23 protein-coding genes and 3 tRNA genes are annotated in these 23,941 nt (G+C 69.4%); 16 read left to right on the forward strand and 10 right to left on the reverse strand.

The features are described from left to right. The first annotated feature begins 72 nt into the window (after positions 1-72). From gyrB to aroQ, 10 genes are all read left to right on the forward strand, one after another. Complete coding sequence (gyrB, locus tag N8N77_RS09565; protein ID WP_261166545.1) at positions 73-2,121, forward strand: DNA topoisomerase (ATP-hydrolyzing) subunit B; 2,049 nt, start codon at positions 73-75, stop codon at positions 2,119-2,121. A gap of 41 nt (positions 2,122-2,162) precedes the next feature. After that, complete coding sequence (gene gyrA, locus N8N77_RS09570) at positions 2,163-4,721, forward strand: DNA gyrase subunit A (protein WP_261166546.1); 2,559 nt, start codon at positions 2,163-2,165, stop codon at positions 4,719-4,721. After that, positions 4,718-5,122 (forward strand): DUF3566 domain-containing protein, encoded by a 405-nt coding sequence (locus N8N77_RS09575; RefSeq protein ID WP_261166547.1) that lies wholly within the window; start codon positions 4,718-4,720, stop codon positions 5,120-5,122. Before gyrA ends, N8N77_RS09575 begins: the two co-directional genes overlap by 4 nt. A 79-nt stretch (positions 5,123-5,201) precedes the next feature. Beyond that, positions 5,202-5,278 (forward strand) — tRNA-Ile (locus tag N8N77_RS09580). Between the two features lie 13 nt (positions 5,279-5,291). After that, positions 5,292-5,364 (forward strand) — tRNA-Ala (locus tag N8N77_RS09585). Positions 5,365-5,583: 219 nt separating this feature from the next. Next, entirely contained in the window at positions 5,584-6,849 is a 1,266-nt protein-coding gene (locus tag N8N77_RS09590) for a DUF3500 domain-containing protein (protein ID WP_261166548.1), read from the forward strand. A 314-nt stretch (positions 6,850-7,163) separates the two neighbouring features. Next, positions 7,164-7,943, forward strand: coding sequence for a TSUP family transporter (locus N8N77_RS09595; protein ID WP_261166549.1), 780 nt, complete (start codon positions 7,164-7,166; stop codon positions 7,941-7,943). Positions 7,944-7,979: 36 nt separating this feature from the next. Then, positions 7,980-9,041, forward strand: coding sequence for a PLP-dependent cysteine synthase family protein (locus N8N77_RS09600; RefSeq protein WP_261166550.1), 1,062 nt, complete (start codon positions 7,980-7,982; stop codon positions 9,039-9,041). A gap of 23 nt (positions 9,042-9,064) precedes the next feature. After that, positions 9,065-9,487 (forward strand): NUDIX hydrolase, encoded by a 423-nt coding sequence (locus tag N8N77_RS09605; RefSeq protein ID WP_261166551.1) that lies wholly within the window; start codon positions 9,065-9,067, stop codon positions 9,485-9,487. Positions 9,488-9,517: 30 nt separating this feature from the next. Further along, positions 9,518-9,958: a type II 3-dehydroquinate dehydratase gene (gene aroQ, locus N8N77_RS09610; RefSeq protein WP_261166552.1), complete on the forward strand. Its 441-nt coding sequence runs from the start codon at positions 9,518-9,520 to the stop codon at positions 9,956-9,958. A gap of 16 nt (positions 9,959-9,974) precedes the next feature. Here aroQ and N8N77_RS09615 read toward each other — a convergent pair whose 3' ends face one another. Further along, positions 9,975-10,466, reverse strand: a complete 492-nt coding sequence (locus tag N8N77_RS09615; RefSeq protein WP_261166553.1) for an aminoacyl-tRNA deacylase — start codon at positions 10,464-10,466, stop codon at positions 9,975-9,977. Beyond that, the gene (locus N8N77_RS09620) at positions 10,463-10,975 is read right to left on the reverse strand and encodes a DNA helicase (protein ID WP_261166554.1); all 513 of its coding nucleotides are present in this window, start codon (positions 10,973-10,975) and stop codon (positions 10,463-10,465) included. Before N8N77_RS09620 ends, N8N77_RS09615 begins: the two co-directional genes overlap by 4 nt. Before the next feature lie 105 nt (positions 10,976-11,080). Here N8N77_RS09620 and N8N77_RS09625 point away from each other — a divergent pair, with 105 nt between their 5' ends. Then, positions 11,081-11,635, forward strand: a complete 555-nt coding sequence (locus tag N8N77_RS09625) for a peptidylprolyl isomerase (RefSeq protein ID WP_261166555.1) — start codon at positions 11,081-11,083, stop codon at positions 11,633-11,635. Between the two features lie 28 nt (positions 11,636-11,663). Further along, positions 11,664-12,557, forward strand: a complete 894-nt coding sequence (locus N8N77_RS09630) for a rhomboid family intramembrane serine protease (protein WP_261166556.1) — start codon at positions 11,664-11,666, stop codon at positions 12,555-12,557. A gap of 259 nt (positions 12,558-12,816) precedes the next feature. Here N8N77_RS09630 and N8N77_RS09635 read toward each other — a convergent pair whose 3' ends face one another. Then, positions 12,817-13,050, reverse strand: a complete 234-nt coding sequence (locus N8N77_RS09635; RefSeq protein ID WP_261166557.1) for a cell division protein CrgA — start codon at positions 13,048-13,050, stop codon at positions 12,817-12,819. A 66-nt stretch (positions 13,051-13,116) separates the two neighbouring features. Here N8N77_RS09635 and N8N77_RS09640 point away from each other — a divergent pair, with 66 nt between their 5' ends. Both N8N77_RS09640 and N8N77_RS09645 read left to right on the forward strand, forming a co-directional pair. Beyond that, positions 13,117-13,881 (forward strand): class E sortase, encoded by a 765-nt coding sequence (locus N8N77_RS09640; protein ID WP_261166558.1) that lies wholly within the window; start codon positions 13,117-13,119, stop codon positions 13,879-13,881. Beyond that, positions 13,881-14,054 carry a hypothetical protein gene (locus N8N77_RS09645; RefSeq protein ID WP_261166559.1) on the forward strand — a complete coding sequence of 58 codons (174 nt, stop codon included), beginning with the start codon at positions 13,881-13,883 and terminating at the stop codon, positions 14,052-14,054. The genes N8N77_RS09640 and N8N77_RS09645 overlap by 1 nt, the downstream gene beginning before the upstream one ends. 15 nt (positions 14,055-14,069) lie before the next feature. Here the strand turns inward: N8N77_RS09645 and pknB are convergent, their stop codons facing one another. From pknB to N8N77_RS09680, 7 genes are all read right to left on the reverse strand, one after another. After that, positions 14,070-15,764, reverse strand: a complete 1,695-nt coding sequence (gene pknB, locus N8N77_RS09650) for a Stk1 family PASTA domain-containing Ser/Thr kinase (RefSeq protein WP_261166560.1) — start codon at positions 15,762-15,764, stop codon at positions 14,070-14,072. Positions 15,765-15,856: 92 nt separating this feature from the next. After that, a complete protein-coding gene (locus N8N77_RS09655; protein WP_261166561.1) occupies positions 15,857-17,647 on the reverse strand; it encodes a protein kinase domain-containing protein in 1,791 nt (596 codons plus the stop codon). Further along, entirely contained in the window at positions 17,647-19,104 is a 1,458-nt protein-coding gene (locus N8N77_RS09660; protein ID WP_261166562.1) for a penicillin-binding protein 2, read from the reverse strand. The genes N8N77_RS09655 and N8N77_RS09660 overlap by 1 nt, the downstream gene beginning before the upstream one ends. Before the next feature lie 25 nt (positions 19,105-19,129). Then, complete coding sequence (locus N8N77_RS09665; protein ID WP_261166563.1) at positions 19,130-20,506, reverse strand: FtsW/RodA/SpoVE family cell cycle protein; 1,377 nt, start codon at positions 20,504-20,506, stop codon at positions 19,130-19,132. Then, positions 20,503-21,855 carry a PP2C family serine/threonine-protein phosphatase gene (locus N8N77_RS09670; RefSeq protein ID WP_261166564.1) on the reverse strand — a complete coding sequence of 451 codons (1,353 nt, stop codon included), beginning with the start codon at positions 21,853-21,855 and terminating at the stop codon, positions 20,503-20,505. The genes N8N77_RS09665 and N8N77_RS09670 overlap by 4 nt, the downstream gene beginning before the upstream one ends. A 9-nt stretch (positions 21,856-21,864) precedes the next feature. Further along, positions 21,865-22,389, reverse strand: a complete 525-nt coding sequence (locus tag N8N77_RS09675) for an FHA domain-containing protein (protein WP_261166565.1) — start codon at positions 22,387-22,389, stop codon at positions 21,865-21,867. Between the two features lie 4 nt (positions 22,390-22,393). Continuing rightward, the gene (locus N8N77_RS09680; protein ID WP_261166566.1) at positions 22,394-23,116 is read right to left on the reverse strand and encodes a DUF3662 and FHA domain-containing protein; all 723 of its coding nucleotides are present in this window, start codon (positions 23,114-23,116) and stop codon (positions 22,394-22,396) included. Positions 23,117-23,291: 175 nt separating this feature from the next. On the opposite strand from N8N77_RS09680, the gene N8N77_RS09685 reads away from it, so the two are divergent. Both N8N77_RS09685 and N8N77_RS09690 read left to right on the forward strand, forming a co-directional pair. Further along, a tRNA-Leu gene (locus tag N8N77_RS09685) sits at positions 23,292-23,375 on the forward strand. Between the two features lie 315 nt (positions 23,376-23,690). After that, entirely contained in the window at positions 23,691-23,897 is a 207-nt protein-coding gene (locus N8N77_RS09690; protein WP_261166568.1) for a cold-shock protein, read from the forward strand. The last annotated feature ends 44 nt before the right edge of the window (positions 23,898-23,941 follow it).

Consider the following 23,941-nt stretch of genomic DNA (forward strand, 5'->3'; position numbering starts at 1 on the left):
GCGGCTTTTGAGGGCCGATCCACGGCTAGGATGGAAGTGCCTACGACCACGGAATGCGGAGCGCGCCCACATATGACGACGGACACCCCTCAGAGCGAGCCCGAGAACAACGCCGCCGCCGGGGGTGACGCGACCCAGGGCAACTACGGCGCCGACAACATCCAGGTGCTCGAGGGGCTCGAGGCCGTCCGCAAGCGCCCCGGCATGTACATCGGCTCGACGGGACCGCGCGGTCTGCACCACCTGGTGTACGAGATCGTGGACAACTCCGTGGATGAGGCCCTCGCCGGCTACTGCGACGCCATCCAGGTGACGATCCTCGAGGACGGCGGCATCCGCGTGGTCGACAACGGCCGCGGCATCCCGGTGGCCGAGCACAAGACGGAGAAGAAGTCGACTCTCGAGGTCGTCCTGACCGTCCTGCACGCGGGCGGCAAGTTCGGCGGTGGCGGTTACGCCGTCTCGGGCGGTCTGCACGGCGTCGGCTCGTCGGTCGTGAACGCGCTGTCGACCCGACTGGACGCGCTCGTCAAGCGCGACGGCTACGAGTGGCGTCAGTCGTTCGCCAACGGCGGCACGCCGCTCGGCCCCGTGGAGCAGGGAGAGCCGACCGACGAGACGGGCACGACGATCACGTTCTGGCCGGACCCGGAGATCTTCACGGAGACGATCGACTTCGACTACGAAACGCTCCGCACGCGGTTCCAGCAGACCGCCTTCCTCAACAAGGGCCTGCGCATCGAGTTCCGCGACGAGCGCGCCGCGGCCGTCGAGGAGGACGAGCTCGAGGACGGCTCGCCCGAGCTCGTGCAGCGACATGACACGTTCTACTACGAGCGCGGCCTCGTGGACTACGTCGAGTACCTCTGCAAGGTGCGCAAGGCCGAGCGCGTGCACGAGGCGATCATCGACTTCGCCAGCGAGACCGCCAACACCGAGCGCAACATCTCCCTCGAGATTGCGATGCAGTGGACGACCTCGTACAGCGAGAACGTGTTCACGTACGCGAACATGATCAACACCCACGAGGGCGGCACGCACGAGGAGGGATTCCGCGCGGCGCTCACCAGCCTCGTGAACCGGTACGCCCGTGCGAACAACCTGCTCAAGGAGAAGGACGACAACCTCACGGGTGAGGATGTGCGCGAGGGCCTCATGGCCGTCATCTCGGTGAAGCTCAGCGAGCCGCAGTTCGAGGGGCAGACGAAGACCAAGCTCGGCAACACCGAGGTGAAGGCGTTCGTGCAGCGCGTGGTGAACGAGGAGCTCGGCGCCTGGTTCGAGCGCAACCCGCAGCAGGCCAAGAACATCATCCGAAAGGCGATCGACGCCGCCACGGCGCGACTGGCCGCACGCAAGGCGCGCGAGACCGCCCGCCGCAAGAGCGTGTTCGAGTCGGCGGCGATGCCCGACAAGCTCAAGGACTGCACGAGCAAGGATCCCTCGATCTCCGAGATCTTCCTCGTCGAGGGCGACTCCGCCGGCGGCTCCGCCGTGGGCGGCCGCGACCCGAAGACGCAGGCGATCCTCGCCCTGAGGGGAAAGATCCTGAACGTCGAGCGCGCTCGCATCGACAAGGCCCTCGGCAACCGCGAGGTCCAGGCGATGATCCAGGCGTTCGGCACGGGCATCGGCCCCGAGTTCGACATCGAGAAGGCGCGCTATCACAAGATCGTGCTGATGACCGATGCCGACGTCGACGGCCAGCACATCACCACGCTGCTGCTGACGCTGCTGTTCCGCTACATGCGCGGCCTCATCGACGCCGGCTACGTGTACCTCGCGATGCCGCCGCTGTACCGCCTGAAGTGGTCGAACGCGCCGCACGAGTACGTGTACTCGGACCGCGAGCGCGATGCGCTGCTGAAGGAGGGGCTCGCCAACGGCAAGCGCCTGCCCAAGGACGCCGGCCTGCAGCGGTACAAGGGTCTCGGAGAGATGAACGACTCGGAGCTGTGGGAGACGACCATGGACCCCGAGACGCGCACGCTGCGCCAGGTCACCATCGACGACGCGGCCGCGGCGGACGAGATCTTCTCCGTGCTGATGGGCGAGGACGTCGAGTCCCGCCGCAGCTTCATCCAGCGCAATGCGAAGGACGTCCGGTTCCTCGACATCTGAGTCGACACGGACAGCGGAACCGGACGTAGAGAAAGACGGATATGGCAGACGAAGAGCGCCCCGACATCAACGCGGATCACAACCACGGCCGCATCGACCAGGTCGACCTGCAGTCGGAGATGCAGCGCAGCTATCTCGACTACGCGATGAGCGTGATCATCGGGCGTGCGCTGCCCGACGTGCGCGACGGTCTGAAGCCGGTGCACCGCCGCGTGATCTACGCGATGTACGACGGCGGCTTCCGGCCCGACAAGTCGTTCTCGAAGTGCACCCGCGTCGTCGGCGAGGTGATGGGTCAGTACCACCCGCACGGCGACAGCGCGATCTACGACACCCTCGTGCGCCTCGTGCAGCCCTGGTCGCTGCGCTACCCGCTCGCGCTGGGTCAGGGCAACTTCGGCTCGCCCGGCAACCAGGGCGCCGCGGCACCGCGATACACCGAGACGAAGATGGCTCCGCTCGCGCTTGAAATGGTGCGCGACATCGAAGAGGAGACCGTCGACTTCGAGGACAACTACGACGGGCAGACGCAGGAGCCGTCGGTACTGCCGGCGAGGTTCCCGAACCTCCTCGTCAACGGCTCGGTCGGCATCGCCGTCGGCATGGCCACGAACATCCCGCCGCACAACCTGCGCGAGGTCGCCGCCGGTGCGCTGTGGGCGCTCGACCACCCCGAGCTGCCGCGCGAGGAGCTGCTCGCCGGGCTCATCCAGCGCATCCCGGGACCGGACTTCCCGACCGGGGCCCAGATTCTCGGGAACAAGGGCATCCACGAGGCGTACCGGACGGGGCGCGGCTCCATCACGATGCGTGCGGTGGTGGAGATCGAGGAGATCCAGGGTCGCACCTGCCTGGTCATCACGGAGCTGCCCTACCAGGTGAACCCCGACAACCTCGCCGTGAAGATCGGCGAGCTCGCGCGCGAGGGGCGCGTCACGGGCATCGCCGACATCCGCGACGAGACGTCGAGCCGCACCGGCCAGCGCCTCGTCGTGGTGCTCAAGCGCGACGCCGTCGCGAAGGTCGTGCTGAACAACCTCTACAAGCACACCGACCTGCAGACGAACTTCGGCGCCAACATGCTGGCGATCGTCGACGGCGTGCCGCGCACGCTGCCGCTGGACGCGTTCATCTCGCTGTGGATCACCCACCAGCTCGACGTCATCGTGCGCCGCACGCACTTCCGCCTGCGCAAGGCCGAGGAGCGGATGCACATCCTGCGCGGCTACCTCAAGGCGCTCGACGCCCTCGACGAGGTCATCGCGCTCATCCGCCGTTCCCCGACGGTCGACGACGCCCGCGAGGGTCTGAAGTCGCTGCTCGACATCGACGACGTGCAGGCCGACGCGATCCTCGCCATGCAGCTGCGCCGCCTGGCGGCCCTCGAGCGGCAGAAGATCGTCGACGAGGCCCAGGAGCTGGAGGCGCAGATCGCCGACTTCAAGGCGATCATCGCCGACGAGCTGCGCCAGCGCGCCATCATCAAGACCGAGCTCACGGCGATCGTCGACAAGTTCGGCGACGAGCGGCGCACGCAGATCCTCCCCGGATTCGACGGCGACGTGTCGATCGAGGACCTCATCGCCGAAGAGGAGATGGTCGTCACGATCACGCGCGAGGGCTACATCAAGCGCACGCGCAGCGACAACTATCGCTCCCAGCGCCGCGGCGGCAAGGGCGTGCGCGGCGCGCAGCTGCGCGCGGACGACGTGGTGGAGCACTTCTTCGTCACGACCACGCACCACTGGCTGCTGTTCTTCACGACCAAGGGACGCGTCTACCGCATCAAGGCGTACGAGGTGCCCGAGGCCGGGCGCGACGCCAAGGGTCTGCACGTGGCGAACCTGCTCGCGCTGCAGCCCGACGAGCAGATCGCTCAGGTCATCGAGCTGCGCGACTACGACGCCGCGGAGTATCTGGTGCTCGCCACCCGCTCGGGACTCGTGAAGAAGTCGCGCCTGGCCGACTACGACTCGAACCGCCAGGGCGGCATCATCGCGATCAACCTGCGCGAGGGCGACGAGCTCGTCTCGGCGATGCTCGTGAACCAGGACGACGACATCCTGCTGCTCAGCCGCAAGGGCATGTCGCTGCGCTTCTCGGCCACGGACGAGGCGCTGCGGCCGATGGGTCGCTCGACGAGCGGCGTGAAGGGCATGTCGTTCCGGGCCGACGACGACCTGCTCACGGCGGCCGTCGCGCGGCCGGGCACGTTCGTGTTCGTCGTCACCGACGGCGGCTACGCCAAGCGCACCTCGATCGACGAGTACCGGGTGCAGGGCCGCGGCGGCCTCGGGATCAAGGCCCTCAAGCTGAACGACGACCGCGGAACCCTTGCGGGCGGCCTGATCGTCGACGCGGAGGACGAGGTGCTCGTGGTTCTCGCCAAGGGCAAGGTGGTACGCTCGGCCGTTGCCGAGGTCCCCGCCAAGGGCCGAGACACCATGGGCGTGCTGTTCGCGCGACCCGACAAGGATGACCGGATCCTGGCCATCGCACGCAACAGCGAGCGCGGACTGGGTGACGACGGCGAGAACGAAGAGCCCGCCGACGCAGAGAGCACCGCTCCCGAGACCCCCGAAGAGAGCACCGACGCATGACGACCGTAGCCGACAAGCTCGCCAAGAAGTCCTCGCGCAAGCCAAAGGCCAAGCAGGTCCGCCTGCGCCTCGTCTACATCGACTTCTGGTCGGCCATCAAGCTGTCGTTCCTGGCGGCCGTCGCCGTCGCGATCGTCACGCTGGTGTCGTTCCTGCTCAGCTACCTCGTGGTCGAGGCGACGGGCCTCATCGCCAAGCTCGACGAGTTCTTCGTCAGCTTCACGGACGGCGACCTTTCGATCTCGTCCATCATCGGCCTGCCGCAGGTGATGGCGTTCGCGGTGGTCATCGCCATCCTGAATCTCATCATCGTCACGGTGATGGGTGCCGTGCTGGCGGGCATCTACAACCTCGCGGTGAAGATCACGGGCGGACTGCTCGTGGGATTCACCTCGAACTGACCGGACCCTCGCGCCGATTCGCGGGATCGCGAGCCATCGAGTAAACTCTTGAAGGTTGGCGGCGCAAGCCGGTCACAACGGGGCTATAGCTCAGGCGGTTAGAGCGCTTCACTGATAATGAAGAGGTCCCAGGTTCAAGTCCTGGTAGCCCCACCACGTACCTCCTCGCGGGGCCTTAGCTCAGTTGGTAGAGCGCCTGCTTTGCAAGCAGGATGTCAGGAGTTCGAATCTCCTAGGCTCCACACCCTTCAAACCCGGTTCTGCACCCCCGTGCGAGCCGGGTTTCCTGTTCGCGGCCGTAGAGGGGTGAGACCCCCCCTTTCAAGTCGACCTGCGACACCGGGATGACGAGGGCCGTCCCCGCCGCCGACGGAACCGCAGCAGGCCGGCCCGTCGCCTCCACAGAAGGCACATAGGCGAGAGAGAGGGCGGCGCAAGGACCGCCTCATAGCGTCGATGTCATGACCAATCAGACGCGCACATCGAGCGCCCCCGCCCTTTCAAGACCAACACGCTTTACGCGGCGCGCTGCCACATGGATCGCCGCCTCGGCGGTCGTGCTGGGGGTCACGTTGACGGGATGCGCGAGCACCGCTTCGACGTCGACGCCCAGCGATTCCGGTGCCTCGACGTCGACCTCCACGATCGAGAGGGACAGTACGGGTTCCACGGATGCGACCACGACGGCCCAAACCGTCAGCGAGACCTCGGCCGCCGCGGAAGCGTTCCTCGAGACCCTCACGGAGGAGCAGCGGGAGGCGGTGCTGTACGCCTACGACGATGAAACGAAGACGACCTCTTGGTCCAACTTCCCGGTGACGTTCGTCGAGCGGGCGGGACTCAATCTCGCCGATTTCACCGAGGAGCAGCGGGCCGCAGCGATGCACGTGCTCGACGCGCTGCTGAGCGACGACGCGTATGAGACCGTGACCGCAATCATGGGCGGCGATCAGTACTTGGCCGACTACAGCAGCAGCAGCGAGGACTCCCTCGGCCAGTACTACATCGCGTTCTTCGGCGATCCGTCCGACACCAGTGCCTGGGAAGTGCAGTTCGGAGGGCACCACCTCGGCATCAACGCGACTCTCGACGGCGGCGCCGACGCCATCACGTTCGCGCCTACACACCTCGGCGTGCAGCCGGCCGTCTATACCGACGAGAACGGCGAGACCGTGCAGCCCTTCGACGGAATCTACGCCGACGCGTTCGCGTTCCTCGACAGCCTCACCGCGGATCAGCAGGCGACACTCACGTCCGGCGACGTCAGCATGTGCGCTCCCGGTGACACCTGCGACTTCGAAACGGGGTCCGGGCTGACCGGCGCCGACCTCACCGACGAGCAGAAGCAGCTCTTGCTCGACCTCATTGCGAACTGGGCCGGCATGGCCGATGAGCAGACCACGGCCGACGCACGTGGCGCGATCGAGGCGACCCTGGACGAGACGGCGATCGCCTGGTCGGGCGAGACGACGTACGACATGAGCACCGGAGACGGCATCAACTTCTCCATCTCGGGGCCGAACGTGTACGTCGCGTTCCAGGCACAGCAGGGATCCGCGGGGGCCGACGTCGAGGGCGTCACCACCTCAGGATGGGGACACGTTCACACCATCTATCGAGACCCCAGCAACGACTACGCCGGCAGCGTCACCCAGGAAACCGCGACCGGCGGGTTGGGCGGGGCGGGTGCGCCAGGAGACGGCGGCGCCCCTCCCACGAACGGATAACGGGGCCCGCGAACTCCTCGCCCGGCTGACACGCATGCGTCATCGCCGGGCGAAGAGTATGCGGGCGCTGCCCCGAGCACGGGCGCGCGGCGCGCCGGTCGGGCAGCGACGACGCACAGGCGGGCGTAGCTCTGCGTCGGATCCCGACGCGGGCGGATCGTGGTGCGCCGGAAGCCAGCTCGGCCATCCGGCATCACCGTGCCGAGCACATCGAGCACGGCGGGCGGTCCGGGCGATGCGAGGCCACGGGTCACACCTCGGCAGCCGAAGGCGGCGCGAACGGGGAGGGGGCCGCGCGGACGTAGGATCGTCTGGTGCCCGATCTGGATCTGCTGACGCTGGTCCTGCTGATCCTCGCCGGGTTCGCGGCCGGGTGGGTCGACGCGGTCGTCGGGGGCGGCGGACTGATCCAGCTGCCGGCCCTCCTGCTCGTGCCGGGCATCTCGCCGTTGCAGGCGCTCGCGACGAACAAGGTCGCGAGCATCATGGGCACCTCGGTGGCCGCCGTCACGTATGCGCGGCGCCTGCGGCCCGACCCGCGCACGGCGGGCCCGCTGGCGATCTCCGCCCTCGCGGGCGCGGTGATCGGGGCGATGCTCGCCACGCTCATCCCCGAGGACGCCTTCACGCCGATCATCCTCATCGTGCTCATCGGTGTCGGTGCGTTCACGATCCTCAAGCCGAAGATGGGCGTGCACACCGTGCAGCGCTGGCACGGATGGCGCCACGTCGTCGCGGCGATGGCGATCGGCCTCGGCATCGGTCTCTACGACGGCGCCCTCGGCCCCGGGACCGGATCGTTCTTCGTGATCCTCCTCGTGAGCGTGCTCGGCTACGCGTTCATGCCCGCCTCGGCACTCGGCAAGATCGCGAACTTCTGCACGAACCTCGGCGCGCTCATCTTCTTCATCCCCGCCGGGCACGTGCTGTGGCCGCTCGGCCTCGCCGTCGGGGCCGCGAACCTCGTGGGCGGGTACGTGGGCGCCCGCATGGCGATGTCGAAGGGGTCGCGGTTCGTGCGCGTCGTCTTCATCGTCGTCGTCGGTGCACTCGTCGTGAAGCTGTCGTGGGAGCTCATCGCAGGGATGGGGTGATCCCGCGGCAGCCGTGGTGATGAGAGGATCGGACCCATGCGCGACGCATGGGTGGACGAGGCGATCCGGCTGCTGGAGGCCGACGCCAATCGCAGCGCCGACACGCATCTGCACGTCTTCCCCCTGCCGCCCGAGTGGGGCATCGACCTCTACCTGAAGGACGAGTCGGTGCACCCCACCGGCTCGCTCAAGCATCGGCTGGCCCGCTCGCTCATCCTCTACGGTCTCGTGAACGGCCGGATCGGGCCGCGCACGACGCTGGTCGAGGCGTCCAGCGGATCCACCGCCGTCTCGGAGGCGTACTTCGCTCGGATGCTCGGGCTCGATTTCGTCGCGGTGATGCCGCGCAGGACGAGCCCCGAGAAGATCGAGCTCATCGAGCACTACGGCGGCCGGTGCCAGTTCGTCGACATCCCCAGCGACATGTACCCCGAGGCCGAGCGGCTCGCCGTGGAATGCGGCGGCCACTACCTCGATCAGTTCACGTACGCCGAGCGCGCCACCGACTGGCGGGGGAACAACAACATCGCCGAGAGCGTGTTCCAGCAGCTCTCCGCCGAGCGCTACCCGGTGCCGACATGGATCGTCGTCGGCGCGGGGACGGGCGGGACGAGCGCGACGTTCGGGCGTTATGTGCGCTACCGGCGTCACGAGACCACGATCGCCGTCGTCGACCCGGAGAACTCCGCCTTCTACGGCGGCTGGCAGACGGGCGCGGCCGACTATGCCACGGGGATGCCGAGCCGCATCGAGGGGATCGGGCGCCCCCGTGTCGAGCCGTCGTTCATCCCGTCGGTGATCGACGAGATGATCCAGGTTCCCGATGCCGCGTCGATCGCGGCGATCCGTCTGCTGCGCGAGCGCACGCGGCGGTGGGCGGGCGGATCGACCGGCACGAACCTCTGGGGCGCGTTCGAGCTCATCGACCGGATGCGCCGGGCGGGACAGCAGGGGAGCGTCGTCACCCTCATCTGCGACGCCGGCGACCGCTACGCCCACACCTACTACGACGACGCGTGGGTGGCCGCGCAGGGCCTGGATCTCGCGCCGCATCGCGAGCGTATGGAGAGGTTCCTCGCGGGGGGCGACTGGTCCTGAGCGCGCATCGGTAATGTGGGCGGATGGACCTGCGTGTCGCCGCCTATGCCGTTGTCACCGATGACGATGGTCGCGTGCTGCTCTCCCGTTGGATCGAGGGATCCAAGCCCGCCTGGACGCTGCCCGGAGGCGGGATGGAGCCCGGCGAACATCCGGAGGAGACGGTGCGGCGCGAGGTGCGCGAGGAGACCGGGTACGACGTCGAGGTGGGCGAGCTGCTCGGCATCGACTCGCACGTCGTGCCCGCACGACGGCGCATCCACGGCGACGCGCCCCTGCAGGCGCTTCGCATCCTCTATCGCGCACGCATCGTCGGCGGTCACCTCGCGTATGAGATCGACGGTTCCACCGACATGGCGGAGTGGTTCCCGCTGGACGCGGTGCGACGCCTCGAGCGGACCTCGCTCGTCGGCTACGGGCTTCGGACCGCCGGGCTCGGCGCCTGAGCGTCGGCGAAGAGCCGATACGCTGAAGCCGTGAACAGCCGTCTTCTCCTCGTCAACGGCCCCAACCTCAACCTGCTCGGCACGCGCGAGCCGGAGGTGTACGGGTCCGCCACCCTCGACGACGTCGTCGCGCTCGCCACCACCACGGCGGCGGAGCTGGGCTTCGAGGTTCGCGCGGTGCAGAGCAATCACGAGGGTGTGTTGATCGACGCGATCCACGCGGCGCGCACCGATTGCGACGCGGTCGTCATCAACCCGGGCGCCTTCACCCACACGTCGGTCGCGCTGCGCGACGCCCTCACCGGCGTGGCCCTGCCGTTCGCCGAGGTGCACCTCACGAACGTGCACGCGCGCGAGCCGTTCCGCCATCACTCCTACCTGTCGGATGTGGCCTCGTGCGTGATCGTGGGCGCGGGCATCCAGGGCTACGAGTTCGCGATGCGTCGCCTCGCGACGCTGCTGCGCGGCTGACGCGGACGGATCCGCCTCAGCCGCGGATGCCCTCGATCGGGTCGGTGATGTCGGCGACGGTCGCGCCGTACGCCTCGAGGAGGGCGTCCGCATCGACGTACAGGGTCCAGCCGTGGGCTCCCGCCCCCATCGACACGCGCTTGCCGCGCATCCGCTCGTCGGCATAGACGGGCCAGGCCGTCGTGGAGCCGAGCGCGACGATGGTGCCGCGCTCGTAACCGGTCGCCGCCAGGGCGAGCTCCGGTTCGGGCAGCCGCAGCCGGTTCACGCCGAGGAGGGCGCGCAGCTTCGGCCACGAGATCGCCCGATCACCCGGCACGAGCGCGAAGTAGTAGTCGTCGCCCTTGCCCTTGACGACGAGCGTCTTGACGATGTCGGACGGCGTGATGCCGCGCAGAGCGGCCGCCTCTTCGAGCGAAGCGGCGCGCGGGCTCTCGACCACCTCGATCGAAAGCCCGCGCTCCTGCGCCGCGGCGCGCACGCGCGCCGTCGGGTCGCCCTGCGTCACGCGTCGGGGGCGGCCAGCGGGTCGTCCGCGACCCAGAGCTCGTCGTCGGCGCGCAGGGTCTGCCATGCGGCGACGAGGATGCCCACCGCGGCGGCCGCACCCAGCACGAGCGCGACGATGGGGCCGGCGCTCTTCTTCTTCGGCGGCACGACGACCGGCTTGCCGGTCAGCTTGAGGCGCGCCTCGCTCGCGGCATCCCACGCGCCCATCGCCTTGCCGACGACGGTGCCCACGACCGGGACGACCTTCGAGTCGACCACGCGCTTGGTGGTCAGCACGCCCTGCGCGACATACGGACGTGCCTTGTCCACGTACGGGTCGACGACCTCGTGGTACTTCGCCTGTGCAGCGGGCATGACCTTCTGGCGCCCGAACACGCTCGCCTGCCGGCCCGCCTCACGTGCGACGTCGGCGGCACGCTGGGCGAGCACCTGCTGGTCCTGCCACAGCTCGGCGGCCGTCTTCTGGAGCTTGCGGAGCTCCTTCTTCTGCTTCCTGCTCGGGCTCATGCTCACGTTCGCCCTCCATCTGCGTGGCGGTCTGGTGTTTCCCTCATCTTGCCATGCGGGCGGCGCGGCGGCAGAGGCTTCACGGAACTCTGAGAGAATGGCATCATGCCCCAGCACACCGCGGTCGCAACCATCCACACGAACCACGGCGACATCGTCGTCAACCTCTTCGGCGATCACGCGCCCAAGACGGTGCAGAACTTCATCGGCCTGTCCGACGGCTCCGGTGAGTGGACCGACCCGCGCACGGGCGCGAAGGGCGAGGGACCGCTCTACAAGGACGTCATCTTCCACCGCATCATCCCGGGCTTCATGATCCAGGGCGGCGACCCGCTCGGCCAGGGCATCGGCGGGCCCGGTTACACCTTCGACGACGAGATCCACCCGGAGCTGAACTTCAACGAGCCGTACCTGCTCGCCATGGCCAATGCCGGCAAGCGGCCCAACTCGTTCGGCAAGCTCTCGGGCACCAACGGATCGCAGTTCTTCATCACGACCGACCCGACGCCGTGGCTCATGGGTAAGCACACCATCTTCGGCGCGGTGGCGGACGAGGACTCCAAGCGCGTCGTCGACGCCATCGCCGCGGTGCCGACCGGCGCCCAGGACCGGCCCGTCGAGGACGTCGTCATCACCTCGATCGACATCACCGCCGCCTGATACGAGACGGCGGGCGGGGGACCATCGGATGACGACGGCCGACTTCGCGCGCAACCGCGACAATTTCTGCTACCGGCACCCCAGCCGGCAGAGCTTCGTGCTGTGCCAGCGCTGCGCCCGCACGATCTGCGGTGAGTGCCAGACGCCCGCCGCGGTCGGCGTCATCTGCCCCGAGTGCCTTGCGGAGCAGCGGCGTGCCCGCACGCCCGCGCAGAAGCGCGCCCGCCGCCGCTGGGGCAGGGGCGGATCGGTCGTCGCCGCATCGAGCGGCGGAACGCGCGGCATGATGTGGATCTTCATCCTGACCGCCGTGGCGTTCCTCGTGAACTGGGCCGGGACGACCGTGGGGTTCTCGCTCAACGACGCGCTCGCGTTCATCGCGCCCCTGATCTACCCCCAGTCCGGCTACTTCCAGCCGTGGCGCGTCGTCACCGTCGCGCTGACTCACGCCGGCTTCATGCATGTCTTCCTCAACATGCTGTCGTTGTGGATGGTCGGGCGGGCCCTGGAGCCGATGCTCGGGACCGCCCGCTTCGTCACGACCTACCTCCTCTGTGCCGCGGGCGGGTCTGCTGCCGTCGCCCTGCTGTCCTTCGAGACCCCGGTGGTCGGCGCGTCCGGCGCGGTGTTCGGGCTGTTCGGTGCGCTCATCGTCATCGCGCGACACATCGGTGCCGACATGACGGGCATGCTCATCGTGCTCGGCATCAACCTTGTCCTCGGGTTCATCCCGAACGCGGGCATCTCGTGGCAGTCGCACGTGGGGGGCCTGGTCGTCGGGGCGCTCATCGGGCTCGTCTTCACGCGCACGCGTCGATCCGATCAGCAGGTCCGCCAGCGCGTACTCCTCGGCGTCATCGGCGCGGGCATCGTCGGCGCCTTCTTCCTCCCGCCGCTGCTCGGGTTCCCCGTCCTCACCTGATCCCCGCAACTCCCCGGTTATCCACGGGTTGATTGCGACTTTCCACGACTCGCCCGGAGTTCTCCCCGGATTTATCCACAGGTTCTTCCACACTGGGGAGAACCACAGGGGTGTGATTCGCGACGCCGCGCCACCGGGGCCGGGGTTTTCCACAGCTCTGCCCACAGGTGTGGGAAGAACTACACGGGTGTAATTCCGCGCTGCGGTCCCGGGAAACGACGAACCCCGCCACACGGGCGGGGTTCGCGGCCGGCGGGCGTCAGCGCCAGCGAGTGGTCATGAGGAAGCCGATGAAGGCGATGCCGAAGCCGATAAGCAGATTGAGAGCGCCGATTCCCGGAATGGGCCACGCCTGGTTGGAGAGGTAGAACACCAGGATCCACACCAGCCCGATGAGCATGAAGCCGATCATCACCGGCTTGAACCAGACCGGGTTGGGGCCCGGATCGCCGACGGGGCGCTCGGGGGTCTCGTCGTCGCTCTTGCGTGCCATGCGGCAAGTCTACTGGCCGCCGTCGCGGGCGCCGAGCACCGTGCAACGCGTCCCTAGACTTGGGGCGTGAGCACGGTCGCAGAGCCGCTGCGCGCGCGGCGCCCGCCGCGGCGCGCCTCGGTCGCGGGCGTGCTCGGCGAGATCCTCATCACCGCGGGCGTCGTGCTGCTGCTGTACGTCGTGTGGCAGCTGTGGATCGGCGACGTCATCTACGGCGCCGAGCGCAACGCCCAGGGGGCCGAGCTGTCGCAGCAGTGGGAGGCGCGCGCGGACCCGCCACCTCCGCCCGTCGTGGCGGACCCCGAGACGGGCGAGAAGGCGTGGGAGCCGCCGGTCATGCCCGAGCCGGGCGACGGGGAGCGCTTCGGCGTGATGCACGTGCCGAGGTGGGGTGAGGACTACCGCATGCCGGTCGCCGGCGGCGTCACGCGCGCCGGCACGCTCGATCCGATCGGCATCGGGCACTACCCGAACACGGAGATGCCCGGCCAGGTGGGCAACTTCGCGCTGGCCGGGCACCGCACCACCTTCGGCAAGCCGTTCGCCGAGATCGCCTCGCTGCGCGTGGGCGACGCGATCGTCGTGGAGACGGAGGACGGCTGGTTCACGTACCGTTTCCGCACCCTCGAGTACGTGCGTCCGGACGAGGTCGACGTGCTCCTGGACGTGCCGCAGGCGCCCGACGTGCCGGCGGACGAGGCGTACATCACGCTGACCGCGTGCTCGCCGCGCTTCTCGCTGGCGGAGCGGATCATCGCGTACGGGATCTTCGAGTCGTTCCAGCCGCGGGCCGAGGGAGCGCCGGCCTCACTGACCGAGGGGGCCACCTGATGTACGCCGCGCTCTGGCGCGTGCTACCCGGACCCTGGTGGGTGCGGGTGCTGATTCTGCTGGTGCTCGCCACCGCCGCGCTCTACGGCCTGTTCTTCCACGTGTTCCCGTGGGTCGCCGCCACGTTCGTGCCCGACGACGGCGCCATCGACGCCATGGCTCTCGCGCCCTGAGGAGTGGGGGCGCGCTCAGTCGCCCGTGCAGTAGAACAGCTGCACCGCGGAATGGATCTCCACCTCGCCGGGCGCGGGCTGCTGACGGCTGACCTGCGGATCATCGGCGGATCCCGGGCAACCCGGGTCCTCCACCGGCTGCGGCGTGAGCCCCAGGTCCTCGAGCGCGCGACTGGCGGCGTCGAGCGTGAAGCCGCTGTAGTCGACGATCGCCACCCGACCGGTCGCCACCACGAGAGACACACGCGTGCCCACGCCCACCTCGTCGCCCTCGTCGGCATCGGCCTCCAGCACCGTGCCGGCGGCCGCTTCCGGATCGTTCCGCGGCGTGATCGTGCCCACCGACAGACCGGCGTCCTCCAGGGCGGCGCGCGCATCGGTCTCGCTGCTGCCGACGAGGCTCGGCACGACGGCAAGCTCTTCGCCCTCCGAAACGATCACCTCGACCGTCTGCTCCGGTGCCACCGATTCCCCCGGTTCCGGGTCGGTGCGGATGACGATCCCCTCCGGCACGCTGTCGCTCGGCTCCTCGGTACGGATCGGCACGAGCTCGAGCCCCTCGAGTTCCTCGATCGCCCGGTCGGCGGGAAGCCCGGCCACCTCGGGAACGACGCGGGCGCCGGCCGGCATGGTCGGCAGGGGACGGATCGCGAGCACCCAGATGAGCACGGAGATGAGGAGCACCGCCAGCAGAGCGACGCCCGCCCAGATCCACGCCACGGGCGGTCCGGACTGCGTGCGGGTCATGGTGGTGTCGGTGCTCAGCTGGCGCAACGAGCGCGCCGTCTCCTGCGCCTGCCGCGGGTTGGGACCGTACAGGGTGTTGGTGAGCGACGTGATCGCGCGCTTCGACGGCTCCCGTCCGTTGGAGGCCTCCGACAGCGCCGCCCGGAAGCTGGCGGCGTCCGGGTACCGCTGGTACGGGTCCTTCGCCAGGGCGCGCAGCACCACCGCCTCGAGGGCGCGCGGGATGTCGGGGTTGTGCTCGGAGGGCGTCGTCGGGGTCTCGCTGACGTGCTGGTACGCGACGGCCACCGGCGAGTCGCCACGGAACGGTGGGCGCCCCGCCAGCAGCTCGTACAGCACGACGCCCGTGGAGTACAGGTCGGCGCGCGCGTCGACGGGCTCGCCCTTGGCCTGCTCCGGCGAGAAGTATGCCGCGGTGCCGAGGATCTGAGTGGTCTCGGCGACCGTGGAGGAGCTGTCGGACACGGCGCGCGCGATGCCGAAGTCCATCACCTTCACCTGGCCCACGGGCGTCACCATGACGTTCCCGGGCTTGATGTCGCGGTGGATCACGCCGGCGCGGTGCGAGTACTCCAGCGCCTCGAGGATGCCGTCGACATAGCGGACGGCGTCGACGGGAGGAACGGGACCGCGCGCGACGATGTCGCGCAGCAGCGTGCCCTGCACCAGCTCCATGACGATGAACGGCGTGTGATACGTGCGCGAGCCCTCGGTCTCGACCTCTTCGCCCGCGTCGAACACGCGCACGATCGACGGGTGCGCCATGCGCGAGGCGGCCTGGGCCTCGAGGCGGAAGCGGGTGCGGAACGTGCTGTCGGAGGCGAGCTCGCGCTTGAGGATCTTGATCGCGACGGCGCGCTCGAGCGTCTCGTCGTAGCCGCGGTGCACCCGGGCCATCCCGCCCTCGCCGATCAGCTCCTCGACGCGGTAGCGCCCGGCGAGGACGCGGGTCTCAGACGGCACAGATGACTCCCCAAGTCGGTGATCAGATCAGAATATCCGAGGCCGCTCCCACAGAACCGAGAGGCCCGTGGGAGGCGGTGCCCCCAGGGAGATCAGCCCTGGCCGCCGTTGCCTTCGCCTCCGCCCTCGGCGCCGGGGGTCGTGGTCGGCGACGGCCCGGGCGAGGGCTCGGGGTCCTCCGCACCGTTGATCACCTGGCTCGTCGAGCCCGACGCCGCCGATTCGCGATCGCCGCAGATCGCCGCGTAGCTGGCCGAGACGGACGACGCCGCGGGGCCGGTGACATTGATCTGCGCCTGGGTGACGTCCGCGCCGAAGCTGCGGGTGGTCGAGCCGTCGTCGGCGAACGTCGCGCCCTGGTGCAGCGTCACGGTGTAGCCCGTGAGCGATCCGGCGCCGCTCGGGCACTGGTAGTAGTCCCAGTACACCGTGCTCGGCTGGCCCGTGGTGACGACCTCGGGGAAGCGCGGGCCGCTGCCGGGAGCGGGCAGGTCGACCATCTCGCCGTAGACGGTGAGCGTGATGGTGCTGCCCTCCGGCACGACGCCGCGGGGGTCGACGTTGTAGACGAGGCCGACCTGGTCCTGGCTCGACGCGGCGTTGCCGGTGGGGCAGTTGACCTGGAAGGAGCCCTCGGCGGTGAGCAGGGCCGTCGCCTCGTCGCACGTGCGGCCGTTCAGCTGCAGCGCGTCGATGTCGACGCCCGTCGGCGTCGGTGTGGAGGTGGTGCGCGTCGGGGTGGGGCGCGGGGCGCTGCTCGACGTCTCGGGCGCCGGCTCGGGGGCCTCGTCCCGGTTGGCGAACAGCGCGATCACCGTGCCGATGACGGCGATCAGCAGGAGCGCGATGAGGGCGATGAGCGGCCACGTCCAGGGGCTGCGCTTCTTCTTCTGCTTCGGCTCCTCCTCCACGACCTCCTCGTCGGTTGCGACGGGGAGGGGGGAGGTGGCGGGGATCAGCTGCGTGGTGCCGTCTCCGGCGGTGCCCAGCAGCTGGGTGAAGCCCTCGTCGGCCAGAGCTCCGGCGGCGGCGATGGCCGGCACCGCGGCGGCGGCGGCCGCGACGTCACCGCGACGCAGGGCGGCACAGGCGCGCGAGACCGCGGCGGCGGAGGCCGGGCGGTCCTCCGGCTTCTTCGCGATCATCGCCATCACGAGGTTCTGCACCGGCTGCGGGATGTCCGCCGGCAGCGGCGGGGGCGCGTCGTTGATCTGCGCCATCGCGATGGCCACCTGCGACTCGCCAGTGAACGGGCGCTTCCCGGCCAGTGACTCGTACGCGACGATGCCGAGGGAGTAGATGTCGGTCGCCGGGCTGGCCTGGTGGCCCGAGGCCTGCTCGGGCGACAGGTACTGCACGGTTCCCATCACCTGGCCGGTGGCGGTCAGCGGCACCTGGTCGGCGATGCGCGCGATGCCGAAGTCGGTGATCTTCACGCGACCGTCGGGGGTGATCAGCAGGTTGCCCGGCTTGATGTCGCGGTGCACGAGGCCGGCCGCGTGCGCGGCCTGCAGGGCCGCGGCCGTCTGTCCGACGATGTCGAGGGTGCGCTCCGGCGGCAGCGCGGTCTCGCGCTCGAGGATGGTCGACAGCGCCTCGCCCGGCACGAGCTCCATGACGAGGAACGCCGACCCGTTCTCCTCGCCATAGTCGAAGACGCTCGCGATGCCCTCGTGGTTCACGAGCGCGGCGTGGCGGGCCTCGGCGCGGAAGCGCTCGAGGAAGCCCGGGTCGCCCATGTACTCGTCCTTGAGGATCTTGATGGCGACGGTGCGTCCGATGACGTGATCCGTGGCCTCCCAGACCTCACCCATGCCGCCGATCGCGATCCGCGAGCTGAGCTCATAGCGTCCGCCGAACGTCACACCCTGCGTTGGCCTCATCAGTCCAGCACCGCCTCCATGACCTTCTTCGCGATGGGCGCCGCGATCGTGTTACCCATGCCCGACTGACCCTGGCCCCCGCCGTTCTCGACGACGACGGCGACCGCGACCTGCGGATCGTCCGCCGGCGCGAATCCGGTGAACCAGAGGGAGTAGGGGTCGTCTGTGCCGTTCTCGGCCGTACCCGTCTTCCCGGCCACCTCGACGCCGTCTATTCTTGCATTCGACGCGGCCCCGTCCGAGACATTGCGGACCATCATCTCGGTCATCGCCTCGGCGATGTCGGGGTCCATCGCCTCGCCGAACACCGTCGGGTCCCAGCTCTGCTGCACCGAGAGGTCGTCGCCCACGACCTGGTCGACCATCCACGGGTTCATCACCACGCCTCCGTTGGCGACCGCCGCCGACACGAGGGCCATCTGCAGGGGCGTCGCGGTGAGCGGGCCCTGGCCGAAGCCGGTCAGCCCGGTCTGGTCGTCGCTCAGCGCGCTCGTCGGGTAGCTCGACGGCGTCGCCGCCAGCGGCAGCAGGAAGTCGTGATTGAAGCCGAACCGCTCGGCCTGCTGTCGCAGCGCGTCGTCGCCGAGCTCGATGGCGAGCTCCGCCATCGGGATGTTGCAGCTGAGCCGAAGCGCGTCGGCGAGCGTCACCGTCTCGCCCGGGCCGCACGGGCCGCCGCTGGCGTTGCGGATGGATGTGGAGGTGCCGGGCAGCGTGAACGATGCCGGGTTGGGGAACTCCGAGTCGGGGCTGTACTCACCCGACTCGAGCGCCGCAGCCGCGACGACGAGCTTGAACGTCGAGCCCGGGGGGTTCAGGTTGCCGCCGATGGCGCGGTTCTGCAGGGGGTCGCCGGGATCGTCGAGCAGGGCCTGGAAGGTGGCGTTCACCGCCTGGTCGTCGTGTCCGGCCAGCTGATTGGCGTCGTAGCTGGGCGTGCTGACCATCGCCAGCACGCGCCCGGTGTCGGGCTCGATGGCGATGATGGCGCCCTGCAGGTCGCCCAGGGCCTCGAAGGCTGCCCGCTGGACCGCGGGGTCGAGGCTCAGCTCCACGGACGAGCCGCGCGGGTCCTGACCCGACAGGATCTGCTCCAGGCGCGAGAAGAAGGCCGAGTCGGCGGTGCCCGACAGCTCCTGGCTCATGGCGCCCTCGATGCCGGTCGCCGACTGGAGCACGGGGTTGATGTAGCCCGTGACGGGCGCCCACATGGGCGAGTCGACGTACTGCCGCTGCCAGGCGTAGACGTCGCCGCTCGGCACCGACGTGGCGATCCGTTCGCCGCCGGCCACGATCGTGCCGCGCTGCACCTCATAGCTGTCGTACAGCGTGCGCCGGTTGTTCGGGTGGTCGTTCAGCGCGCCGACGTACACGAACTGGACCGCGCTCGTCGAGGCGAACAGGGCGATGAACATGAGGATCACGATGGTCGTGAGCCTGCGCAGCTCCTTGGTCATCGCGCACCTCCCGCTGTCCGGACCGTCATCCGATCACCGCCCTGGGCTGCTGACGCACGGCGTCGCTGATGCGTAGCACGAGCGCCACGATGATCCAGTTGGCCACGAGCGACGATCCTCCGGCGGCGAGGAAGGGCGTGGTCAGTCCCGTCAGCGGCAGCAGGCGCGTGACCCCGCCGACCATGACGAACACCTGCAGGGCAAGGGTGAACGACAGGGCAGTGGCGAGCAGCTTGCCGAAGTCATCCTGCCCCGCGACCCCGATGCGCAGACCACGGCCGACGAAGACCAGGTAGAGCGCGAGAATGGCGAAGATGCCGACGAGCCCGAGCTCCTCGCCCAGCGAGGGCAGGATGTAGTCGCTCTGCGACACCGGGGTGATGTAGGGCCGCCCCTGGCCGAGACCGGTTCCGAACAGGCCGCCGTGGGCGAGGCCGAAGATGCCCTGCACGAGCTGGAAGCTGCCGCCCGGGCGGTCGTAGATCTCCGGATCGAATGCGTTCAGCCAATTGCTGAAGCGCCAGCCGACGTACTCGAGGGTGAACGCCGCCGCGATCGCTCCGCCCAGTGCGAGCAGCACGCCGATGAGCATCCATCCCGTCTTGCCCGTCGCCACGTACAGCGTGGCGACGAACATCCCGAACACGAGCAGGCCGGTGCCGAGGTCGCGCTGGAACACGATGATGGCGAGGGACACCAGCCAGATCACGAGGATCGGACCGAACTCCCGGGCGCGCGGGAACGTGAAGCCGAGGAACTTCTTCCCCGTGGTCGCGAGGCTCTCGCGCGTGCGCACGAGGTAGCCGGCGAAGAAGACCGCGAGGCAGATCTTCGCGATCTCGCCTGGCTGGAAGTTGAAGCCCGCGATGCGGATCCACACCTGGGCGTTCCCGCCGCCGTTGAGGAACGGCACAAAGGGCAGCAGCAGCAGGACGATGCCGGCGAGGCCGAAGAGGTAGGTGTACCGGAACAGCACGCGGTAATTGACGAGCAGCCACACGACGGCGCCCGCCAGGACCATCGACACCGCGGCGTACGCGATCTGGCTGCTGCCGGCCGTGGCGCTCGTGCCCTCGGCGCCGGAGAGGCCGATGCGGTAGATCTCGGCGATGCCCAGACCGGTCAGCAGGAACGCGATCGGCAGCACGAGCGGATCGGCGTCGGGCGCCCGCAGGCGCAGCACGATGTGGAAGGCGAGGGCGAGGGCGCCGAGCAGTCCGGAGAGGACGAGCTCGGTCGTGGACAGCTCGCCGAGGGCGCCGAACTGCACGAGCACCATGGCGCCCGTCGACAGGACGATGGCGAACAGCAGCAGGAGCAGCTCGCGGTTGCGGCGCGGCGCAGGCGTGCGCACGCGGCGCAGGGCCTTCAGGACCGCGGTGTCGGCGGCGACCTGGGTCATCCCTCACCTCCGTCGGGCGTCTGAGTGGGCTCGTCGGTGGGCTCGGGGTTGGGGATCGTCGGCACGGAGGTGCTCGCGGACGGCGACGGTGTGGGCGTCGCCTCCTCGTCCTCGGCCGGCAGATCGGCCTCGAGGCGATCGACGATCTGCTCCGCGTGCTCCAGCGAGCGGGCGGTGATCGTGCGCTCCACCGCGGCGCGGTTGGCATCGGTCAGCTCGTCGAGCCGGATCCCGGTGTCCTCGTGCGGTTGCGCGAGCGAGATCGGCCCGAGATTGGCCTGGATTCCCTGGTAGACGACCACGCTGTCCTCGTCGGCGCCGACGAAGTACCGGGTCTGCGTCCAGCTGTAGAAGGCGGCGAAACCGGCCGCCAGTGCGGCGACGAGCACGACGATCGCCACGATCGCGCCGATGCGCCGCCGTCGTGCGCGTCGGCGATCCTCCGCGATGAGCTCCTCGAGGTAGTCGACGTCGGGCTCGAAATGGCTGGGTTCGTTGGCGGCCTGACTGCGCGGGTGCAGCCAGCCGGTGGGCAGGCCGGTGCGGGTGGCGGCGGGCAGGCTGACGCCCTGCGGGTTGGAGGCGGAGCCGACGACCGACGGCGCCGCGAGGAAGGTCGGGTGCTGACCGCCCACGTCCACGATCACGATCGTCACGTTGTCGGGTGCACCGCCGTCGAGCGTCTGCCGCAGCAGCGCGTCGGCGGTGCGCCCCGGTGCCTCGTCGCGGCGCAGCACCTTGGCGATGTGCTGCTCGTCCACCACGCCCGACAGACCGTCCGAGCACAGCACCCACCGGTCGCCCGGGCGCGTCTGCATGATGAACGTGTCGATCTCGGGGTTGGCGTCCATGTCGCCGAGCACGCGCATCAGCACGGACCGACGGGGGTGGTAGCGCGCCTCCTCCGGGGTGATGCGGCCCGAGTCGACGAGGCGCTGCACGAACGTGTGGTCGGTGGTGATCTGCGTGAGCTCGCCATCGCGCCAGAGGTAGATGCGCGAGTCGCCGATGTGGGCGATGACGGCCCACTCGTCGACCATCGCGATCGCGCTCACCGTGGTGCCCAGGCCCGCCAGCTCGGGGCGACGGGTGACGAGCTGGATGAGGTCGCCGGCGGTGTCGGCGATCGTGTCGCGCAGCTCGGCCTCGGCCTCCTGAGGACTGTCGAAGGGACGGTCGAGCGCCTGCAGCCGGTTCACCGCCACGCTCGAGGCCACGTCGCCGCCCGCGTGCCCGCCCATGCCGTCGGCGACGACGAACAGGTTGGAGCCGGCATAGCCGGAGTCCTGGTTGTTCGTCCGCACCTTGCCCGTGTGGGAGATGGCGGCGCTGGAGCCCTCGAAGACCATGCGTTCGGGTTACTTCCGCAGCTCGAACGTCGTGGCGCCGACCTTGATGGGGGCGCCTGCCTGCACGGGGACGGGGGACGACGGCTGCACGCGCTCCCCGTCGTGCAGGGTGCCGTTGGTGGAGTCGAGATCCTGGATCATCCACTGATCGCCCCACAGCACGAGGCGGGCGTGATGGCTCGAGGTGTAATCGTCGCGGATGACGAGGCCGGCCTCCGAGGAGCGTCCGATCGTGAGGGGCTCGGTGCCGAGCGGGAGCTCGAGGCCCGCCTTGGGACCGGAGGTGATGACGATCCGGCTCACCGTCGACGTGGTCGCCGGACCGTGCGATCCCACGCTGGGGCTGGGTGTGGGGGGAGTGGCGGGAGCCTTCGCCGCCGCCGGCCGGGGCGCGCTCGCCGCGGCCGACTCGGGCAGGCGCCGCACGCGGCCGCCGAACAGGTCGGCCCGCAGTGCGAAGACCACCGACAGCACGAACAGCCACATCAGCAGCAGGAAGCCGCCGCGCAGGATCAGCAGGGTCAGGTCGGTCACGTCTTCAGCTCTCCCGGGCGTCGAACAGGCGCGTGGCGCTCGTGCCGGGCGCTCGGCGCGGCGCCGACTGCGGCACGACCCGGAACACGATATCGGTGCGTCCGATCCGCACGACGGATCCGGAGTGAAGCGGGGCTTGCTTGGCGGGACGGCCGTCGACCTTCGATCCGTTCGTCGAGCCCAGATCGCGCATCATCGCGTTCTCGCCGTCCCACAGGATCTCGACGTGCTTGCGGCTCGTGCCGGTGTCGGCCACGGTGATGTCGGCGTCGCTGCCGCGACCGATCACCGTGCGCGAGCCGCGCAGCTGGTGCGTGCGTCCGGCGATCTCGACGACCGGCTGCCACGTCACGTCGCCCTCGGCCGATCGGGAGTCGAGCGCGATCGTGCCCGTGGCGACCTGCTCGTCGGCGCGGATCGAGATGCGCACGGCGCCGGCGAAGCTGTAGCCCTGCGAGGCCGCGTGCTTGCGCACCATCTCGTTGAGCTCGCTGTGCAGCGCCGAGCCGAGGCGCGCCATGCGCTCCTCGTCGGTGGGGTTGAGCCGCACCGTCAGCTCGTTCGGCACGAGAATGCGGTCGCGGCTGACCACCGCGGCCTTCGTGTCGAGCTCCCGCCGCAGCGCGGAGGCGATCTCGACGGGCTGAATGCCGCTGCGGAAGGTCTTGGCGAACGCGCCGTTGACGGCGCGTTCCAGACCTTTCTCGAAGCTGTCCAGCAGTCCCATGTGGCTCCTCCGCGGGGCGTATCGGTTGGGCACATCGTAGCCAGGGCATCTGTGCGGCAGGTGGCGGGCCGCCGCGCGACACGCGCGCGCCGGCGGGCGGGGCGCACTGCCGGGTTCGTGCCGTCCCCGCCCGCCGTGATATCCTCGCTTGGTTGAGTGCGGCGCAAGCCGCCTCGCGCGAGTGGCGGAATAGGTAGACGCGCTGGCTTCAGGTGCCAGTGTCCTTACGGACGTGGGGGTTCAAGTCCCCCCTCGCGCACACAACGAGGAAGGACCCGGCCGAATGGTCGGGTCCTTCCTCATTTGCCGGTGTCTGCAGGAGGGCTTGCGGCCGCCCGCCGGCGTGGGGACTGCCCGGGGAGGGTGGGCACGTGTCCGCCGTTTGGGGGACACGTGCCGTACGATATCGAGGACGTCCTCTCTCGGTCGTCCGGCCCTCACTGTTTCCCCCCAACGGTGAGGGCTGTTTCCTTTCTTTACGCCGTTCCCCTATCGCTCACAGCCGCGACCGGCTAGCGTGGGCCTTGGTCGTCGACAACACTGCGGCGGCCGAATTTCTATAGAACGGCAGTAAATGAGCACGCAGGGCACCGTCAAGTGGTTCAACTCGGAGAAGGGCTTCGGCTTCATTTCTCCTGACGAGGGCGGCTCCGACGTCTTCGCGCACTACACCGCAATCGAGGCCTCGGGCTACCGCTCGCTGGAAGAGAACCAGCGCGTCGAGTTCGAGATCGCTCAGGGCCCCAAGGGTCTTCAGGCGGAGAACATCCGGCCGCTGTAGTCCGGATCAGACACGAAGGGCCCCATCCGTTTCGACGGGTGGGG

The sequence above is a fragment of the Microbacterium sp. Marseille-Q6965 genome (assembly GCF_946151065.1).
Taxonomy (GTDB): Bacteria; Actinomycetota; Actinomycetes; order Actinomycetales; family Microbacteriaceae; genus Microbacterium.